Here is a 17993-nt window from a genome sequence, read left to right on the forward strand (position 1 = left end):
GTCAAGAGGCAGTTTGATGGACACCACCGAAATCACTGCCGATGATCTGGTTGCCCTTGTCAGGGCCTATAATCCCAAGACCAACGAGCCGCGCTTACGTGCGGCTTTTGCCTATGGTGCCAAGATGCACGAGGGGCAGTTTCGCCATTCCGGCGAACCCTATTTCACTCATCCAGTTGCCGTCGCCGCGATCCTGACAGAACAGCAACTGGATGATGACACGCTGATCACTGCCCTGCTGCACGATACCGTCGAAGACACGCTTGCGTCTTACAAGGACGTCGAGAAGCTGTTCAGCACAGAAGTGGCCGAACTGGTCGACGGTGTGACCAAGCTGACTAACCTGCAACTCAATTCCACCGAGACCAAACAGGCCGAGAACTTTCGCAAACTGTTCATGGCAATGTCCAAGGATTTGCGGGTTATTTTGGTCAAGCTGGCCGACCGGTTGCACAATATGCGCACGATCAAGGCGATGCGCCCTGACAAACAGGCGCAAAAAGCCCGTGAAACCATGGATATCTATGCGCCGCTCGCCGGTCGCATGGGGATGCAATGGATGCGCGAAGAACTCGAGGATCTCGCGTTCCGGGTCCTTAACCCCGAAGGGCGCGCCAGCATCATCCGTCGTTTCATCACGTTGCAACGTGAAGCGGGCGATGTGATCCAGCGGATTACCGGCGACATGCGTCATGAACTTGCGCAAGCCCAGATCGAGGCCGAGGTCTTTGGCCGCGCCAAAAAACCCTATTCGGTCTGGCGCAAGATGCAGGAAAAGGAACTGAGTTTCTCGCGCCTCTCGGATATCTACGGCTTTCGGATTCTGACCGCGAGTGACGAGGACTGCTACCGCGCGCTTGGGGTTATCCATGGCCGCTGGCGCGCCGTGCCCGGCCGGTTCAAGGACTACATCAGCCAGCCTAAATCAAACGGCTACCGGTCGATCCACACCACGGTTTCCGGCCGCGATGGCAAGCGGGTCGAGGTCCAGATCAGAACCCGCCAAATGCATGACGTCGCCGAAACCGGCGTTGCGGCCCACTGGTCCTATCGCGACGGCAAGCGGTCTAAAAACCCCTTTGCCGTGGATCCGGTGAAATGGATTTCGCAGCTGAACGAACAATTTGACGCCGAAGTGAACCACGAGGATTTCCTCGAGGCGGTCAAACTGGAAATGTATGCGGATCAGGTGTTCTGCTTTACGCCCAAAGGGGACGTCGTCAAATTGCCGCGCGGCGCGACGCCGATTGATTTCGCCTATGCAATCCACACCCGAATCGGGAATTCCTGCGTCGGAGCCAAGGTCGACGGGATGCGCGTACCACTATGGACGCGCGTTAAGAATGGCCAGTCGATCGAGATCATTCGCGCACAGGGACAGACACCGCAGGTCACATGGCTCGACATCGCCACCACGGGCAAAGCCAAATCCGCCATTCGCCGGTCCCTGCGCGAAGAAGACCGCGCAAGGTTCGTCAAACTGGGCCGTGAACTGGCGCGTTCAGCTTTTGCGCAGGTGGGCAAACGTGCAACCGACAAGGCGCTGCGCACCGCGGCGAAAAGCCTGCGATTTGACGGGGCGGATGATCTGCTCGCGCGCCTTGGCAGCTCCGAAATCACCGGCCGCGAGGTCGTGCAATCTGTTTACGCCGATCTGGCCCCCAAGGAGGGCAGCGAAATTGATGCCGCCCGTGCGGTTGTAGGCCTTGAGGCGGGACAGAATTTTAACCGCGCGCCCTGTTGTACCCCGCTGCCCGGCGAACGGATCATCGGCATCGGATTCAAGGGCGAGGGCGTGACCGTCCACACCATTGATTGCGAAAAACTGGCGGAATACGAGGACCAGCCGGACCGCTGGCTTGATCTGCGCTGGCACGAGGGGAATCACCCGGCAGTTTATGGCACCGTAATTGACCTGACGATGGGCAACGGGGCCGGCGTTTTAGGGCGGATCTGTACCTTGATCGGCGAGGCTTCTGCCAATATCTCGGATTTGGAATTCCTTGAACGGAAACCTGACTTTTACCGTCTTCTGATCTATCTGGAACTCAGAGACGTGGCGCATCTGCATTCTTTGATGCTAACGCTTGAGGCGGAAAGTGACATCGCTGCGATTTCGAGATATCGCAAAAATGACGTTGTATCGCCCGGCAGGTGACGCGTTCGAACCCCATGCCCGAACGGGCAGACGAAAGACCGATGCAGGACAGCTGAGTTGATATTCAAACGCCGCGATCCCAAACCCACGCTTCGTGCGGTGGCCGAGTTTTTATGGCCCCGCGGCGGATGGGCGCGTGCCTTTCACTATGTCAAACACCGCATGCGCCGTCTGCCCGACAGCCCCGAGCGGATCGCGCGTGGGGTATGGGCCGGTGTTTTTGTTACCTTTACACCGCTGTTCGGGCTGCACTTCTTTGTGGCCGCGGTGCTGGCGCGGATGATGAAGGGCAATATTCTTGCGGCCCTCATGGCGACATTTGTCGGCAATCCGGTGACATTTGTTTTCATTGCCCTGTCCTCGTTGAAAACCGGTCACCTGTTGTTGGGCACGGAATTGCAAGACGGCGAACTGCGCGCCCTTAGCCGCAAATTCGGGGATGCAGGCAGCGATCTGTGGCACAATTTCGTGTCCATATTTACCGCTGCTGAAATGGACTGGTCCGGCCTGTCCATCTTTTCGCGCGACGTTTTCTATCCCTATCTGATCGGTTCCATCATTCCCGGCATCACCTGCGCGACCATCGCTTATTATCTGGCGGTTCCGTTGCTTCGGGCGTATCAAAAACGTCGACGGGGGTTGATTAAGGCCAAGTTCGAAGCGCTCAAGCACAAAGCCGCGGTAAAAGCGGATGGAAAGCGCAAGGCGGACGAGGTCAACTAGGAGATACGAAGATGGGATTGAACGAAAAACTGCGCCTTGGCGTCAACATCGACCATGTCGCAACCGTACGCAACGCGCGTGGCGGGGCCTATCCTGACCCATTGCGGGCCGCCAAGATTGCCGAAGCCGCAGGGGCAGACGGCATCACCGCGCATTTGCGCGAAGACCGCCGCCACATCTCGGACGCCGACATCGAAGGGTTGATGGATGTCCTGAGCGTGCCGTTGAATTTCGAGATGGCCGCGACTGATGAAATGCAGAAAATCGCCCTGCGTCACAAGCCGCACGCGGTGTGCATCGTGCCTGAAAAACGCGAGGAACGCACCACCGAAGGCGGGCTTGAAGTTGCGCGTGAAGAAAACAAGCTGGCCCATTTTATCGCCCCCCTGCGCGAGGCGGGCAGCCGAGTCTCGATCTTTATCGCGGCTGATGCGCGCCAGATCGAAGCCGCCAACCGCATCGGTGCCGAGGTGATCGAGCTGCACACAGGTGCCTATTGCGATGCCTTTGCCGAAGGGGAGGCGGCCGCCGCCGAAAAGGAGCTGAAGAAGCTCAAAGAGATGTCCGCCTTTGCCCATTCACTGGGGCTTGAGGTGCATGCCGGTCACGGGCTGACTTATGACACCGTGTCGCCGGTCGCCGCTTTCCCGGAAGTGCGGGAATTGAATATCGGACATTTCCTGATTGGCGAGGCGATCTTTCTGGGCCTCGAACCTGCGATCCGCGAAATGCGCGAAATGATGGACGCCGCGCGTGCGGGTGCTGCCGGCTGATGATCCTTGGCATTGGTACTGATCTGGCGAACATCGAACGCATCCAGGGAACGCTGGACCGCTTTGGCGACCGGTTCCGAAACCGCGTCTTTACGCCGGTGGAACAGGCCAAAGCGGAACGGCGTCGTGATGTCGCGGGCACCTACGCCAAACGCTGGGCTGCGAAGGAAGCCTGTTCCAAGGCGCTGGGCACAGGGTTGCGAATGGGAATCGCATGGCGCGACATGGCCGTCAGCAACCTGAAAACAGGCCAGCCGGTGATGGAAGTCACCGGTTGGGCCGCCGAACGCCTTGCCAACATGACCCCCGCCGGCCACGACGCAGTGATCCACGTAACGCTGACAGATGATCACCCTTGGGCGCAGGCCTTTGTCGTGATCGAGGCGCGACCGCGTTCGGGTGGCGAATAATCGGCCGCGAATGCGCCGCCGCTGCGCCGTCACCTTGACAGTGCCGCCGCTCACCCTCATGTAACCTCAAATCGCATAAAAGGGACGCCGCATGGCCGACAAGGAAAAATCCGGCAACGCCTTTGTCGAAACCGTAAAAACCATCGTCTATGCCTTGGTCATCGCAGGTGTGTTCCGCACTCTGTTTTTCCAACCTTTCTGGATCCCGTCAGGGTCGATGAAAGAGACATTGCTGATCGGCGATTTCCTGTTCGTGAATAAAATGGCCTATGGCTATTCCTACGCCTCCTGTCCGTCACTGATGCTGCACAATCTTGGCATTGAAGTCGACGCGCGCGATGTCTGCGGCAGCTTTGACGGCGACAACACACGCCTGTGGGGCGGCGAGCCTGAACGCGGTGACGTTGTGGTCTTTCGCCATCCTGTATCGGGGCGGGATTATATCAAACGCTTGATTGGTCTGCCCGGTGACACGGTTCAGGTGAAACTGGGTCTGGTCTATCTGAATGGCGAACCGGTCAAGGTCGAGGACGCTGGCGTGTTCGAGGAAGTGATGACAGCGCAAGGTCCGCAACGTCTGCGCCCGCGCTGTGAAAACGGCCCTGTCGGCGAGGGCGGTCCATGTGAAAAATCACGCCAGATCGAAACCTTACCTAATGGCGTGTCCCATCCGATCCTGAACATTGGCAATCAACAGTCTGACAACACTGGCATCTACACAGTGCCGGAAGGCCACTATTTCTTTATGGGTGACAACCGCGACAACTCTGCGGACAGCCGTCTGGCGCAACAGGTGGGCGGCGTTGGCTTCGTGCCTTACGAGAACCTGATTGGCCGCGCAGACCGGATCATGTTCAGCTCGGCTGGCCGGTCGATGTTGTACTTCTGGACATGGCGCAGCGACCGTTTCTTCAAAGGGGTTGAATGAAGCTAAGCAGCGATCTTCGGGCCTTTCAGGGGCGTATCGGGCACGTATTCACCGATCCCGCGCTGCTGGTCCGTGCGGTAACGCATGCCTCCATGTCATCGGCCAACCGTGACGACAACCAACGGCTGGAATTTCTGGGCGATCGTGTTTTGGGTCTGGTGATGGCTGAGGCGTTGCTAGGCTCTGACAAACAGGCCTCCGAAGGGCAGCTGGCCCCACGGTTCAACGCGCTTGTCCGCAAGGAAACCTGCGCCGATGTGGCCCGTGAAATTGATCTGGGACAGGTGCTGAAACTGGGGCGTTCGGAAATGATTTCCGGCGGGCGGCGCAAGCAGGCGCTGTTGGGCGACGCCATCGAGGCGGTGATTGCAGCGGTCTATCAGGATGCCGGTTTCGAAGCAGCACGCGCCCTTGTGCTGCGGCTTTGGGGCGACCGGATCGATACTGTCGAAGATGACGCGCGCGACGCAAAAACCGCGCTTCAGGAATGGGCACAGGCCCGCAAGCTGGCACCGCCGAAATACGTTCAGGTGGCCCGTTCCGGTCCCGATCATGCGCCGGTCTTTACCATTGCCGCACGGCTTGAAAACGGGGCCGAGGCACAGGCCACCGCCCCCTCAAAACGCAGCGCCGAACAGGCCGCCGCAACGACGCTTTTGGCGCAACTGGAGAACAGCAAATGAGCAGCCCCGAGTCCACAGGACAAAGCGCCGGATTTATCGCCCTGATCGGCGAACCCAACGCAGGGAAATCCACCCTGTTGAACCGCATGGTCGGCGCAAAAGTGTCGATCGTCACCCATAAGGTCCAGACAACCCGCGCCCGCATTCGCGGCGTCGCGATGGAAGGCAATGCACAGCTGGTATTTGTCGATACTCCCGGTTTGTTCCAGCCGCGCCGCCGTCTGGATCGCGCCATGGTCGCCGCCGCTTGGGGTGGGGCGTCTGATGCTGATGTGGTGGTGCTGCTGATAGAGGCGCACCGCGGTGTAACCGAGGGCGTTGAACGTATCCTTGAGGGGCTCGCCGAAGTGGGGCAGGGCCGCAAGGTCGCATTGGCCATTAACAAGATCGACCGCGTCGAAGCGCCGGTGTTGTTGGGGCTGACACAGAAACTGAACGAGCTATATCCCTTCGCGGAGACATTTATGATCTCTGCCGAAAAAGGACACGGCGTGGATGTCTTGCGCAAATGGTTGGCGGATGAACTGCCCGAAGGGCCGTGGCTTTATCCCGAAGACCAGATCGCGGATTTGCCAATGCGCATGATTGCGGCCGAGATGACCCGCGAGAAACTGACCCTGCGTCTGCATCAGGAATTGCCCTATCAGTTGACGGTGGAAACCGAAAACTGGGAAGAACGCCCTGACGGTTCAGCCCGTGTGGATCAACTGGTCTATGTGGTGCGAGATGGTCACAAAGGCATCGTGCTGGGCAATAAGGGCGAGACGATCAAAGCGGTGGGCAAAGCGGCGCGCGAGGAACTGGAAGAATTCTTGGGCCGACGTATCCATTTGTTTTTGCAGGTAAAGGTGCGCGCGAACTGGCTGGAAGAGGCCGAGCGCTATACCGAAATGGGCCTTGATTTCAAAGACGGCAATACCTGACCCGACACTGCGTGCGCTGTAGGCGCGGAGTTAAGTTTAGGGGCAACATGAAGGGAGGAGCGCTGTGGCCAGATTGACTGCGCGGTTCTGGGTCGATGCCTATCTGGCGCGGCTTTCGGTTTATGATATTCCGGCATTTGTGGTGGCGCATGGCGATGATACCGGTGGCGCCGTTCTGGTGAAACTTGCCACTTTGGACGGTCAGGCCGTGGTTTTTCAGCGTTCTTTCGACTTGATGAGCGGTGAACGCCAATGGGTCGAATTGAGCACAGGTGCCGAGCGTGACGTGGACGAGGCGATTGCCCGTCAGCGCGGATTTGACCCTGATCTTTGGGTGATCGAAGTCGAGGACCGGCAGGGGCGCCATCTGTTGGATCAGGACGGTCTTGCGTGATGGAATGGCGCGATCAGGGGATCCTTTTACGTTCGCGCCGCCATGGGGAAACCTCTGTCATTATCGAAGTTTTTACGCCAGAACGCGGGCGGCATGCCGGCATTGTGCGCGGGGGTACAAGCCGCAAGATCGCGCCGATCCTTCAACCGGGCGCGCAGCTTGATCTGGCGTGGCGGGCGCGGCTGGAGGATCACATCGGGGCCTTTTCTGTCGAACCCTTGCGCAGTCGGGCGGCGGCGGCGATGGCCAGCCGGCAAAGCCTGGCAGGACTGAACACCGTAACGGCCTTGTTGTGTTTCTGCCTGCCGGAACGCGAACCACATGCACCGCTTTATGCCCGTACTGAAGCATTACTGGATTTGCTTGGTGACTGGGACCTGTGGCCCTTGGCGTATCTACAGTGGGAATTGGCGCTGCTTGAGGACATGGGATACGGGCTGGACCTCAGCGCCTGTGCGGTGACGGGGGTGACGGAGGGCTTGACCTATGTTTCACCCAAATCCGGGCGGGCTGTATCGACAAAAGGGGCGGGTGATTGGGCGGATAAACTGCTGCCTCTGCCGGAAGTGTTGCGCGGGGAGGGCGACGCGTCGGATGCCGATATTGCACAGGGATTTGCGGTTACGGGATATTTTTTGGGCACCCATCTGGCGGCGGATCTTGGCAACAAACCTTTGCCCGAGGCGCGCGCGCGCTTTGTGGATGCCTTTAATCGCGGGCTTTGAAAACCAGCAGCGCCTTTTCCTCGTCTGACAGGGTCAGGGTGTCACCGTCGATCACGGCCACATTGGCTGATTTAAGCGCGACAAAGTATGCGGTTTCCGCTTGCATGTCGGGGCAGGCACGGCGGGTGGCGGCAATTTCTTCAATTGCGATCCACGGGTAGGGCGCAGCGTTGCGACTGTTGTAGCGGTTGCAGGGGGCCTGACCCGTTATGCGATTGCGGCTGGGAAAGCTGAGGGTTGCGGTCGTGTCGAACGCGGTACCGTTGAGCGTCACCAAATGCCATTCGCGCGCTGCGCCGCCGTAGCTGCGCAGGGTTTCGTCCGGCTGCAAGATCGTCAGCCCCAAGATGAGTGCGAGGATAAGATGAGAGGGCATGGCGATTAATCGAGGGCCAGAATGGTATCGACCAGAATGTCGAAAGCGCTGGTATCGCTGCCTTCATCCAGCAAGGGCAGGCCGATCAACGTGGCCTGTAATGCGCGGGCAAAATCGGGATTGCCAAGGCCCAATGCCGTCAACAGCCGCGCCAGCAGGTGCAACCGCTCGGTGTCGACCTCCGCAAGCATTGCCGCTGTGCGCGCGTCGCTTTGCGCCCAAGCGCGCAGTTTGGGCTCAACCGGATCGTCAAGCACGGTTTTGCCAAAGCTGCGCAACCGTGTTTCTGCTTCGCCGGTTTGACTGACCGCCTCCATCACCTGTTCAAGCGCTTTGGCCTGCCATGCGGCCAGGAGGGCGTCCTGAAAAGCGGGCAGGTCTTTGAAATGCCAGTAAAACGACCCCTTTGTTGTACCTAAAGTACGTGCCAGAGGTTCAGCGGCCAAAGCGGTGGGGCCAGAGGCGACAAGCGCCTCGAAACCGGCTGTTAACCACTTGTCAGGGGATAGGCGCAGTTTGCTCATACGCATCCATAGCGCTGCGCATGATGGAGAGGCAAGGGATGCCTCTCCATTCATCCCTTGGGATTAGCCAAGAAGGCGACGCGCGATCACTTGTGCCTGAATTTCAGCCGCGCCCTCAAAGATGTTAAGGATACGTGCATCGCACAGCACACGGCTGATCTTGTATTCCAGCGCGAAACCGTTGCCGCCGTGGATTTGCAGACCGTTGTCGGCTGCGGCCCATGCGACGCGCGCGCCCAACAGCTTGGCCATACCCGCTTCGACGTCACAGCGCCGGCCCTCGTCCTTTTCGAACGCACTGAAATAGGTCAGCTGGCGCGCAACCATCAGTTCTACCGCCATCATGGCAATTTTGGACGACACACGCGGGAAGTTGATCAGCGCTTTGCCGAACTGTTTGCGGTCCTGCGCATACTGGATCGACAGATCAAGCGCGGATTGCGCGACACCAATGGCCCGCGCCGCGGTCTGGATGCGGGCAGACTCAAAGGTTTCCATCAGCTGTTTAAAGCCCTTGCCTTCTTCCCCGCCCAACAGGTTTTCACCTTTGACGTGAAAGCCGTCAAACGCCAGCTCGTATTCCTTCATGCCGCGATAGCCCAGCACCTCGATTTCGCCGCCGGTCATGCCCTCGGTGGGGAAGGGGTTTGCGTCATCGCCTGGCGTCTTTTCGGCCAGAAACATCGACAGCCCCTTATAATCGGACGTATCGGAATCCGTGCGTGCCAGCAGGGTCATCACATGGGTGCGGGCCGCATGTGTGATCCATGTTTTGTTGCCGGTTATCTTGTAGTCATCGCCGTCCTTGACCGCCCGCGTGCGCAACGACCCAAGGTCGGAGCCGGTGTTGGGTTCGGTGAAAACAGCCGTCGGCAAGGTTTCGGCGCTGGCGATGCGCGGCAGCCATTTTTGTTTCTGTTCATCCGTACCGCCCGCGATGATCAACTCGGCCGCGATTTCAGAGCGGGTGCCCAGTGATCCGACACCGATATACCCGCGCGATAATTCTTCGGACACCACGCACATCGACGCTTTGGACAGACCGAAACCGCCAAACTCTTCTGGGATGGTCAGGCCGAAAACACCCATCTCGGCGAGATCGTCGATCACCTCCATCGGGATCAATTCGTCCTTGAGGTGCCATTCATGTGCAAAGGGTTCGACCTTTTCCACGGCGTAACGGCGGAACTGCTCGCGGATCATTTCGAGTTCTTCATCAAGGCCGCTGGCACCGACAGTGATATTGGCGGACTGCTCTTGCATCAATTCGACTAGACGGGTGCGTGCCGCTTGGGTATTGCCGCCCTGTGTCAGGGTCTGGATGGCAGGTTCCATCAAACCGCGCATGTCCTCTTGGGACAGTCCCATATCCTGCAGGCGCAACACTTCGCCCTGGTTCATCTGGATGCCACCGTAAATCTGCCAAAGGTATTCTCCAAAGGCGATCTGGTGGATCAACTGTTCTGTTTCGCCGAATTTGCCATCCTTGTTCAGCGCCTCGGCCCATTCGTGCATTTGACGCAGGGCCTGGGCATAGGTCGCAAGCCAGGCAAGGCCATGGGCGGCCGTCTGATGCGCTTCGATCAGGCCGGCAGACAGACGACCGTCTTTGCTGACCAAGGCGCGTACGCTTGTCTTTGCTTTTTCCAGCAGGGCTTCTACCGGGGGCACTGCCGCCGCGCTCAACCCCAGCAGATCATTCAGCAAGACCGGTGCCTGCTCCAATGTCATGTCCTGACCATCATGTGCCATAATATCATTCCCTCTTTGCTGCGTTGCAAATAGCGCCTTCGCAGTCGCAGCACAATAAAGATACGTTTTCCTGCGTCATTTTGTTCGATAATTTCGTGTTCACTTTGGCCGTGCGGCGAAAATCTGAGGTGGTAAGGAGGGGCATGGAACACCTTTTCCCCTCGCTTAGCATCTTATCCCTGCTGTTGGCCTTTGGTATCGCGCTTGTGGCGGGATTCGTCAAAGGTGTGGTCGGGTTTGCCCAGCCGTTGATTCTCATCTCCGGTCTGACGCTGTTCCTGCCGCCAGAACTGGCGCTGGCCGGTCTGATCATCCCAACCCTTGTGACAAACGCCATGCAGTCCCTGCGCCACGGACCTCAGGCCGCTTGGGCTTCGGTCAAGGCGTTTCGCGTCTTTCTGATTTGCGGAGGTATCACCTTGGTCATCGCCGCGCAGATGGTGCGGGTGGTGCCCGAAGCGGTGTTGCTGATGGCAATTGGCATACCGGCGTTGGCCTATGCGGCACTACAACTTGGCGGTCTGGGGTTTTCGCTGCCGCGCCGCAGCTCAAAGGTGGAGGCGGCTGTAGGCGGCATCGCTGGCGTGCTTGGCGGGCTGTCCGGCGTCTGGGGGCCGCCCACGGTCATGTATTTGACAGCGCTCGGGACGCCCAAGGCGGATCAATTGCGGGTGCAGGGTGTGATTTACGGGGCTGGGGCGGTGGCGCTTTTCTTTGCGCATCTGGCATCCGGCGTGCTGCGCGCGGACACCATTCCTTTTTCAATCCTGCTGATCCTGCCTGCCGTACTTGGCATGTGGGCAGGGGGCAAAGTGGTCGACCGCATTGATCAGGTCATATTCAAACGGGCGACCCTGGTTGTGCTGTTGCTCGCCGGCGCAAATCTGATCCGGCGCGCTATTTTCTAGATCAGCTGCGCCGCGCGACCGTCACGCCCGATACATCCTCGATAAAGGTCACGATCCGCGATTTGATATCATCGTCCTTGATCGCGGCCAGTGCTGTGACGATTTCCATGCCGGTGTCTTTTTGCGGCGCTTCGTTGTCGTTGTCGTGTAGGCCGTCAAAGAAGAAAGACGGCGGGACATCCAGAATTTGCGCCAGTTCGAACAGCCGGCTTGCAGCGACGCGGTTCGACCCGATTTCGTATTTTTGTATTTGTTGAAACGAGAGATCCAGTTTTCGCGCCACGTCCGTTTGGGACAGGCGCCGAAGCGTTCGGATTTGCTTTAGTTTGCGACCGACGTGAATATCGACGGGATGTGACATAAAAGAACCTCAGGTTGTACAATCTCAGACTGTATTCCCCAGAATTAGTGATGCTTTCAATTGCATAGAAATTTTCAATTTTAGAAAATCAATGTTCCGGGGATGTTAAATTAATGTTGCTATAATGGGTGATTTCTATACCAAACATTTCAATGAAGCACGATACCCCAATGCAAAAGACTGCTGACGCAGCGCAAGAAGTACCTCCGGCGCTTCTATTCGAAATGATCCGCTCTTTCGTTACGCTCGCGTCGACGCTTAATCTCAGCCATGCTGTGAAAGATCTCGACAGCACGCGTCAAACCGTGCGGCGGCATATTTCCCATCTTGAAAACTCGATGGGCGCACCGCTTTTTCTGGTCGAAGACCGGCGGTACCAATTATCCAGCCTGGGCGAAAGCGTTTTGCCCGATGCTAAGGACTTTCTGGCGCGTGGCACGTTATGGCTGCGCGGGCAGTCGCGTACGGTCGGGGCGTTGCAACGATTGCAGGCCAATGTTGATGATTGGGATTTTTACCAGCAACAACAGCCGCTTGGGAAAATTTGGAGCGATCCGTCGCTGCTGCTGCGCGAAACTTTTCGGGCGTGGACGATGGCGAGGGGCGAGATTGAAAGCAAATGGTTTGCCCATGTGCGCCCTTATCTGATCATCTATCGGCAGTCCGATATCGGCTGGATTTGCGTCGAATTCGGCCAGAAATCGGTGTATGTAAAATGGTTCGGGCAGGATTATGCGCGCTCCAGTATTGGCCGCCCCATCAGCAAAATGCCCGCCGGTGTCGAGTTTTCACACCTGATTTATGAGGCATTCGACGAGGTACAGGCGGCGCAAATGGCGCGACTGGATCACGTGCTTACCCATATGCCGCGGTCGGATGCGGAAACTCTGGTCCCAGTTGCCTATCAGCGTTTGATCTTGAGTGGCGCTTTTCCCGATGGTTCGCCGGCCGTCATGTCGCTGGTTTTGCCCGTCGAGGAATTGAACATCAGCGATCTGGAGCCAGGCCGAACCAACAATCTGGGCCCGGTGGAGCAATTCGAGTTCCCCTCCGAAGAGGCCATATTTGAAAAGTTGCTGGTTGATCCATAACCCATCACTGGCTGAAATTTGTCAAAATGATGTCAAATGTCGGGTAATTATCAGTCAATTGAATTAACCTTTCATCAACAATGATGAAAGGATCAAAAAAATGACGCTTCAATTTCCCCGGGACGCGGCTCCGTTTATTGCAACGAGCCGCGACATATTGAGGGCATATGGCATTGAAGTAACCATAGGTAGTAATTTCGAAGACTACAGCGCGATCATTAAGGCCGAGCGCAAGGTACAGAATCTAGGTGCGCCCTTTGATTTCGAGAAGTTCGACCTGAAAGAGAATCACGCCTTCTGGCTGATCGGGCGTAACGCCGAGGGTGACCTAATTCACACACAAGCGGCCAAAAAGGTGCCATTAAATGGCAAATCTTTGGCAAGCCATCTGTTGACCCGCTTCCGTGATTTTCCGCCCCCAATTCCGGGCGTCGACTTTGACCGTTCGCGGTTTCGCGCCACGCCGGGGTCGCACAAGATCATGGGCAACGTGGTGTATCACGGCGAAGTCTGGATGGCACCGGAAGAGGGGCGCTATCGCGGCTCCGGCCTGTCGACAGTTCTGGCGCGCACGGGTCTGTTCGAGGTTATGCGCCGTTGGAATGCGGATTTTATCTATGGCTTCATGCTGCGTCAGGTTGCGTTCAAGGGCTTTGCCGAACGGATGGGCTATATGCACAATGAACCGGGGGCGTTGAAATGGCACATCGCTGGCCGCGACCACCCGCTTGAGGCGTTTCTGACCTATCTCAGCCAGGAAGAGGCGCGGTTTTTGCTGGATATTCCGGTCGAAGATCTGATGTCGCAAGCCGCTTAACCCAAACAAAAGGGGCCGCTGAAAATCAACGGCCCCTTTTATTCAAACTGTTCAGGAAATTCAGCCGATTGCGGCTGATTTCACGTCGTCATCAATGAACGGCATGTACTGGGCGAAATTCTCAGAGAACATGTTCACCAGCTTGGCCGCTTGACGGTCATAAGCTTCGCCATCGTCCCATGTGCGGCGCGGATCCAGCAGAATATCGGCAACGCCGTCTACGGCAACAGGCACTTCGAACCCGAAATTCGCGTCCTTGCGATAGGTCACTTCGGCCAGATCGCCCTCAAGCGCGGCAGTCAGCAGCGCGCGCGTTGCCTTGATCGGCATGCGTGACCCCGTGCCATAGGCCCCGCCGGTCCAACCGGTATTTACCAACCAGCAGGTCGCACCGTGCTGGGCGATCTTTTCGCGCAACAGGTTGCCATAGACCTCGGGGCGGCGCGGCATGAACGGCGCGCCAAAACAGGTGGAGAACGTCGGCTCGGGTTCGGTAACACCCCGTTCCGTGCCTGCCACCTTTGAGGTAAAGCCGGAGAGGAAGTGATACATTGCTTGTGCCGGTGTCAGCCGCGCAATGGGGGGCAACACGCCAAAGGCGTCGCAGGTCAACATGATGATGTTTTTGGGGTGACCGCCCGTCGCTTTGGCCGACGCATTGGAGATATAGTGCAGCGGATAGGCGCAGCGCATGTTGGCAGTCAGGCTGTCGTCGTCGAAATCCAGCTCTTTGGTGTCGGGATCAAAAACCATGTTTTCGATAACCGTGCCGAATTTTTTAGTCGTGTCGTAAATTTCCGGCTCCGCCTCACGGCTCAGGTTGATCGTTTTGGCGTAACAGCCGCCCTCGAAGTTGAACGTGCCGTTGTCGGACCAGCCATGTTCGTCATCGCCGATCAAGGTGCGGTTCGGGTCTGCCGACAGGGTCGTTTTGCCGGTGCCTGACAGGCCAAAGAATACCGCCGTATCAACAGGGTTGCCCGTCGCGTGGTTGGCAGAGCAGTGCATCGGCATGATGCCTTTTTCGGGCAGCAGATAGTTCAGCAGGCTAAAGACCGATTTCTTGTTCTCGCCCGCGTATTCCGTGCCGCCGATCAGGATCAGCTTGCGATCAAAGTTCATGGCGATCACGGTTTCGGACCGGCAGTCATGTTTCTTTGGGTCGGCCTGAAAGCTGGGGCAGTTGATGACGGTGAAGTCGGCAGTGAAATGATCAAGGTCTTCGCGCTCGGGACGGCGCAACATCGTGCGGATGAACAACCCGTGCCATGCCAGTTCGGTAACCATGCGCACGTTGATGGCGTGACGCGGATCCGCACCGCCGACCAGATCCTGCACAAAGTATTCCTTGCCCTGCATATGGGCGATCATATCGTCGTAAAGCGCGTCAAACCCTGCGGTCGACATCTCGGCGTTGTTTTCCCACCAGATCGTGTCGGTCACGCTGGGCGTTTTGACGACATGTTTATCTTTTGGTGAACGGCCGGTGAACTTGCCGGTGGTGACAAGGAAGGCACCGCCGTTGCCCAGCGTCCCCTCACCACGCTTAAGCGCGGTTTCGACCAGCGCCGGTTCCATCAGGTTATAATAGACATCGCCCAACCCGTTGATCTGTTGATCTTCAAGGCGGAACTGCGGGTTTACCCGTCCAAATGTCATGCAATTTCTCCTGTAGGCGCGCGTCTGGTGGCGCAGAGCTGACGTAATCGACCAATCTGGCCGCGACCCTTTTGGGTCATAAAACGCCTCTTAGCACGAGGTTTTGCGCAATGAACAGACAGGCACGCAGCAGTTAGCGCCATCAGGACAAACTTTGCTGATGCAGCGCTAACAAGCGCCAACTCCTGCCGCTACGGCAGCCCTAAAAGTGCGGCAATTTAGCCATTCCTAACCAAATTATGGCGGAGATATGTCCGCAAGACAGTGCGATTCGCACTTAGAGATTGATTCGGGAGGTAAAAATGACGATCAATGTCACAAAACAAAAAAACAAAAATTGAGCAGTACAAGGAAACGGGCAATGTCAAAAATTGCATTGGTGGACGACGACAGGAATATCCTGACGTCTGTGTCGATGACTCTTGAAGCCGAAGGTTTCGAGGTGGAAACATACAACGACGGGCAAGCCGCGCTCGACGCATTCAACAAGAAACTCCCCGATATGGCCGTGCTGGACATCAAGATGCCGCGCATGGACGGGATGGATCTGTTGCAGCGGCTGCGTCAGAAAACGGCGATGCCGGTGATCTTTCTGACCTCCAAAGATGATGAGATCGATGAGGTGCTCGGCTTGCGCATGGGGGCGGATGACTACGTCAAAAAACCCTTTAGCCAACGTTTGTTAGTTGAGCGGATCCGCGCCCTGCTGCGGCGTCAGGACGCTGTGGAAACCGGCGAGGTCGGCGATACCGAAGAAACCAAAGTGATGGATCGCGGTGATCTTAAAATGGATCCCCTGCGCCACGCGGTGACATGGAAGGGCAAAGATGTGTCCCTGACCGTAACGGAATTCCTGTTGTTGCAGGCGCTGGCCCAGCGTCCCGGTTTTGTCAAATCGCGCGACCAGCTGATGGATGTCGCTTATGACGATCAGGTCTATGTGGACGACCGTACGATCGACAGTCACATCAAGCGCCTGCGTAAGAAGATGCGGACCGCTGACGATGAATTCTCCGCGATTGAGACACTTTACGGTATCGGCTACAGATATAACGAAGAGTGATCCGACCTCGTGGCGATTGCCGAAAGGAATTTTGTGCGTGATCTAAGCACACCTGCGCGGGATGGCGATGTTGTTCTGGGCGACGATTGGGTCGCACCCGACAAAACCAGCCCCGATGAATTGCGCGTCCGCCGGGAACGGCGGGGGTGGTTTTCGTTGCGTGGCTCGCCTTTGACGCGCAAGATCATCACCTTTAACCTGATCGCGCTGAACATCCTCGTCGCCGGTATTCTCTACCTTAACTCGTCGCGCGACTCCCTTGCTGTACAGCGTGCAGCGGGGCTGGTGTCCGAAGCCGAGCTGATCGCCGATGTGATCGAGGCCAGACTTCCCGAAGGCGCAACCACCGATCTGGCCGGTGCCGTCGACATGTCCGCCACCCTCGAAGCGATCGATCTGCGCAGCGGCATCGACGTTTTTGTTTATGACACCAACGAAACCCTGCTTGCTCAGTCCAAAGGCAAGATGGCCCTGACGTCACAAGACGGATCTGACAGCAATGGCCGTACTGTGCTGACGGACGGGTTAAGCTGGATCTGGGAGAAACTGACCGGCCCGTTGAGTTCCGGTGCCGACAGGGACGTGACACCGCTCACCGAACAATTCAAACCGCTGCTTGCCAGCAGCCTGCAAAGCGGGACGCGCATCGAGGACACGCTTGATGGGGAGGGGGGCATCCTGTTTACCGTGATGACCCCGATCACGGTAAACGGCACCAGCGTCGGTGTTGTTGCCATTGCCTCGGCGGCTGGCGAAATCGACAAACTGGTGCGCGGTGAACGTGAACGTGTCTTGCAGATGTTCGTAATCGCAACGCTTGTTTCTATCGGGCTTAGCCTTGTGTTGGCATCGACGATTGCGAACCCGCTGGCCGATCTTGCCGCCGCTGCTGAATTGGGCCGCGACAAGGATTCCCGCAAAGTGAACCCCGGCCGTATCCGTATTCCCGATCTGACCGCAAGGCCCGACGAAATCGGACGGCTGTCCGGTGCCCTGCGCGGCATGGTGTCGGCACTTTACAACCGGATCGACGGCAACGAACAGTTTGCGGCTGACGTGGCTCATGAAATCAAAAACCCGCTCGCCTCCTTGCGCTCTGCTGTCGGGACCTTGCGGATGATCAAGCGCGAGGACCAGCGCGAAAAACTGCTGGATGTGATCGACCACGATGTGCGCCGTCTGGACCGTTTGGTCAGTGATATTTCCAACGCCTCGCGGCTGGACGCCGAGTTGGTCAAGGAAGAAGAGGAAGAGTTCGATCTGCTGAATATGGTCGGCAATCTGGGTCAGTATCTTGGTGAAGATGCCCGCAAAAAGGGCATCGATTTTATCACCGACCTGCCTGACGAACCGATCAACGTGCTGGGTCTTGAGGGGCGTTTGGCGCAGGTATTTGTGAACCTCATCACCAATGCGATTTCCTTTTGCGAAGACGGTGATGCGATCCGCGTCTGGGCGCGCAAGCGTGAAAACCGTGTCCTTGTCGTGGTCGAGGACACCGGCCCCGGTATTCCCGAACAATCCCTGTCCAAAGTGTTCAAACGCTTTTATTCCCAACGTCCCGATGAACATTTCGGCAATAACTCCGGCCTTGGTCTCGCGATCTCCAAGCAGATTGTCGAGGCACATGGCGGCGTGATCTGGGCTGAAAACATCCGCCCGACCGAGGCCGACATCACCTCGGACCCGCTTGGCGCGCGGTTTGTGGTGGGTCTGCCCACCTGA

Annotated in this window: 19 protein-coding genes; 14 read left to right on the top strand and 5 right to left on the bottom strand. The window is 57.5% G+C overall.

The features are described 5' to 3' along the window. Positions 1-16 precede the first annotated feature (16 nt). The 9 genes from Z947_RS0106505 to recO all read left to right on the top strand — a co-directional run bounded on the left by Z947_RS0106505 (position 17) and on the right by recO (position 7717). Positions 17-2158, top strand: coding sequence for a RelA/SpoT family protein (locus Z947_RS0106505; protein ID WP_037938753.1), 2142 nt, complete (start codon positions 17-19; stop codon positions 2156-2158). 57 nt (positions 2159-2215) lie between these two features. Next, positions 2216-2881 carry a DUF2062 domain-containing protein gene (locus tag Z947_RS0106510; RefSeq protein ID WP_025043504.1) on the top strand — a complete coding sequence of 222 codons (666 nt, stop codon included), beginning with the start codon at positions 2216-2218 and terminating at the stop codon, positions 2879-2881. Positions 2882-2892: 11 nt separating this feature from the next. Then, positions 2893-3654, top strand: a complete 762-nt coding sequence (locus Z947_RS0106515) for a pyridoxine 5'-phosphate synthase (protein WP_025043505.1) — start codon at positions 2893-2895, stop codon at positions 3652-3654. Further along, positions 3654-4064: a holo-ACP synthase gene (acpS, locus tag Z947_RS0106520; protein ID WP_025043506.1), complete on the top strand. Its 411-nt coding sequence runs from the start codon at positions 3654-3656 to the stop codon at positions 4062-4064. The genes Z947_RS0106515 and acpS overlap by 1 nt, the downstream gene beginning before the upstream one ends. Before the next feature lie 91 nt (positions 4065-4155). Next, complete coding sequence (gene lepB / locus Z947_RS0106525) at positions 4156-4992, top strand: signal peptidase I (protein WP_025043507.1); 837 nt, start codon at positions 4156-4158, stop codon at positions 4990-4992. Next, positions 4989-5675, top strand: coding sequence for a ribonuclease III (gene rnc, locus Z947_RS0106530; RefSeq protein ID WP_025043508.1), 687 nt, complete (start codon positions 4989-4991; stop codon positions 5673-5675). The genes lepB and rnc overlap by 4 nt, the downstream gene beginning before the upstream one ends. After that, positions 5672-6598, top strand: coding sequence for a GTPase Era (gene era / locus Z947_RS0106535; protein WP_025043509.1), 927 nt, complete (start codon positions 5672-5674; stop codon positions 6596-6598). The genes rnc and era overlap by 4 nt, the downstream gene beginning before the upstream one ends. 64 nt (positions 6599-6662) lie before the next feature. Next, a complete protein-coding gene (locus tag Z947_RS0106540; protein WP_025043510.1) occupies positions 6663-6992 on the top strand; it encodes a DUF1491 family protein in 330 nt (109 codons plus the stop codon). Further along, positions 6992-7717 carry a DNA repair protein RecO gene (gene recO, locus Z947_RS0106545; protein WP_025043511.1) on the top strand — a complete coding sequence of 242 codons (726 nt, stop codon included), beginning with the start codon at positions 6992-6994 and terminating at the stop codon, positions 7715-7717. The genes Z947_RS0106540 and recO overlap by 1 nt, the downstream gene beginning before the upstream one ends. On the opposite strand, the gene Z947_RS0106550 is transcribed toward recO, so the two are convergent. From Z947_RS0106550 to Z947_RS0106560, 3 genes are all read right to left on the bottom strand, one after another. After that, positions 7701-8093 (bottom strand): META domain-containing protein, encoded by a 393-nt coding sequence (locus Z947_RS0106550; RefSeq protein ID WP_025043512.1) that lies wholly within the window; start codon positions 8091-8093, stop codon positions 7701-7703. The two genes, recO and Z947_RS0106550, sit on opposite strands and share 17 nt — an antisense overlap. A 5-nt stretch (positions 8094-8098) precedes the next feature. Next, complete coding sequence (locus Z947_RS0106555) at positions 8099-8617, bottom strand: TetR/AcrR family transcriptional regulator (protein ID WP_025043513.1); 519 nt, start codon at positions 8615-8617, stop codon at positions 8099-8101. 63 nt (positions 8618-8680) lie between these two features. After that, positions 8681-10369, bottom strand: coding sequence for an acyl-CoA dehydrogenase family protein (locus Z947_RS0106560; protein ID WP_025043514.1), 1689 nt, complete (start codon positions 10367-10369; stop codon positions 8681-8683). A gap of 143 nt (positions 10370-10512) precedes the next feature. Here Z947_RS0106560 and Z947_RS0106565 point away from each other — a divergent pair, with 143 nt between their 5' ends. Then, positions 10513-11277: a sulfite exporter TauE/SafE family protein gene (locus tag Z947_RS0106565; RefSeq protein WP_025043515.1), complete on the top strand. Its 765-nt coding sequence runs from the start codon at positions 10513-10515 to the stop codon at positions 11275-11277. A gap of 1 nt (position 11278) precedes the next feature. On the opposite strand, the gene Z947_RS0106570 is transcribed toward Z947_RS0106565, so the two are convergent. Beyond that, a complete protein-coding gene (locus Z947_RS0106570; protein WP_025043516.1) occupies positions 11279-11638 on the bottom strand; it encodes a helix-turn-helix domain-containing protein in 360 nt (119 codons plus the stop codon). A 170-nt stretch (positions 11639-11808) separates the two neighbouring features. Between Z947_RS0106570 and Z947_RS0106575 the strand changes: the two genes are divergently transcribed. Beyond that, positions 11809-12729: a helix-turn-helix domain-containing protein gene (locus Z947_RS0106575; protein ID WP_240477514.1), complete on the top strand. Its 921-nt coding sequence runs from the start codon at positions 11809-11811 to the stop codon at positions 12727-12729. 100 nt (positions 12730-12829) lie between these two features. Then, complete coding sequence (locus Z947_RS0106585; protein ID WP_025043518.1) at positions 12830-13546, top strand: hypothetical protein; 717 nt, start codon at positions 12830-12832, stop codon at positions 13544-13546. A 60-nt stretch (positions 13547-13606) separates the two neighbouring features. On the opposite strand, the gene Z947_RS0106590 is transcribed toward Z947_RS0106585, so the two are convergent. Next, positions 13607-15205, bottom strand: a complete 1599-nt coding sequence (locus Z947_RS0106590; protein ID WP_025043519.1) for a phosphoenolpyruvate carboxykinase — start codon at positions 15203-15205, stop codon at positions 13607-13609. Positions 15206-15566: 361 nt separating this feature from the next. Between Z947_RS0106590 and Z947_RS0106595 the strand changes: the two genes are divergently transcribed. Both Z947_RS0106595 and Z947_RS0106600 read left to right on the top strand, forming a co-directional pair. Next, positions 15567-16268 (top strand): response regulator transcription factor, encoded by a 702-nt coding sequence (locus Z947_RS0106595; RefSeq protein WP_025043520.1) that lies wholly within the window; start codon positions 15567-15569, stop codon positions 16266-16268. A 33-nt stretch (positions 16269-16301) separates the two neighbouring features. Then, positions 16302-17993: a sensor histidine kinase gene (locus Z947_RS0106600; protein WP_025043521.1), complete on the top strand. Its 1692-nt coding sequence runs from the start codon at positions 16302-16304 to the stop codon at positions 17991-17993.

Origin of the sequence: Sulfitobacter geojensis (assembly GCF_000622325.1) — a bacterium.
GTDB classification, from domain to species: domain Bacteria; phylum Pseudomonadota; class Alphaproteobacteria; order Rhodobacterales; family Rhodobacteraceae; genus Sulfitobacter; species Sulfitobacter geojensis.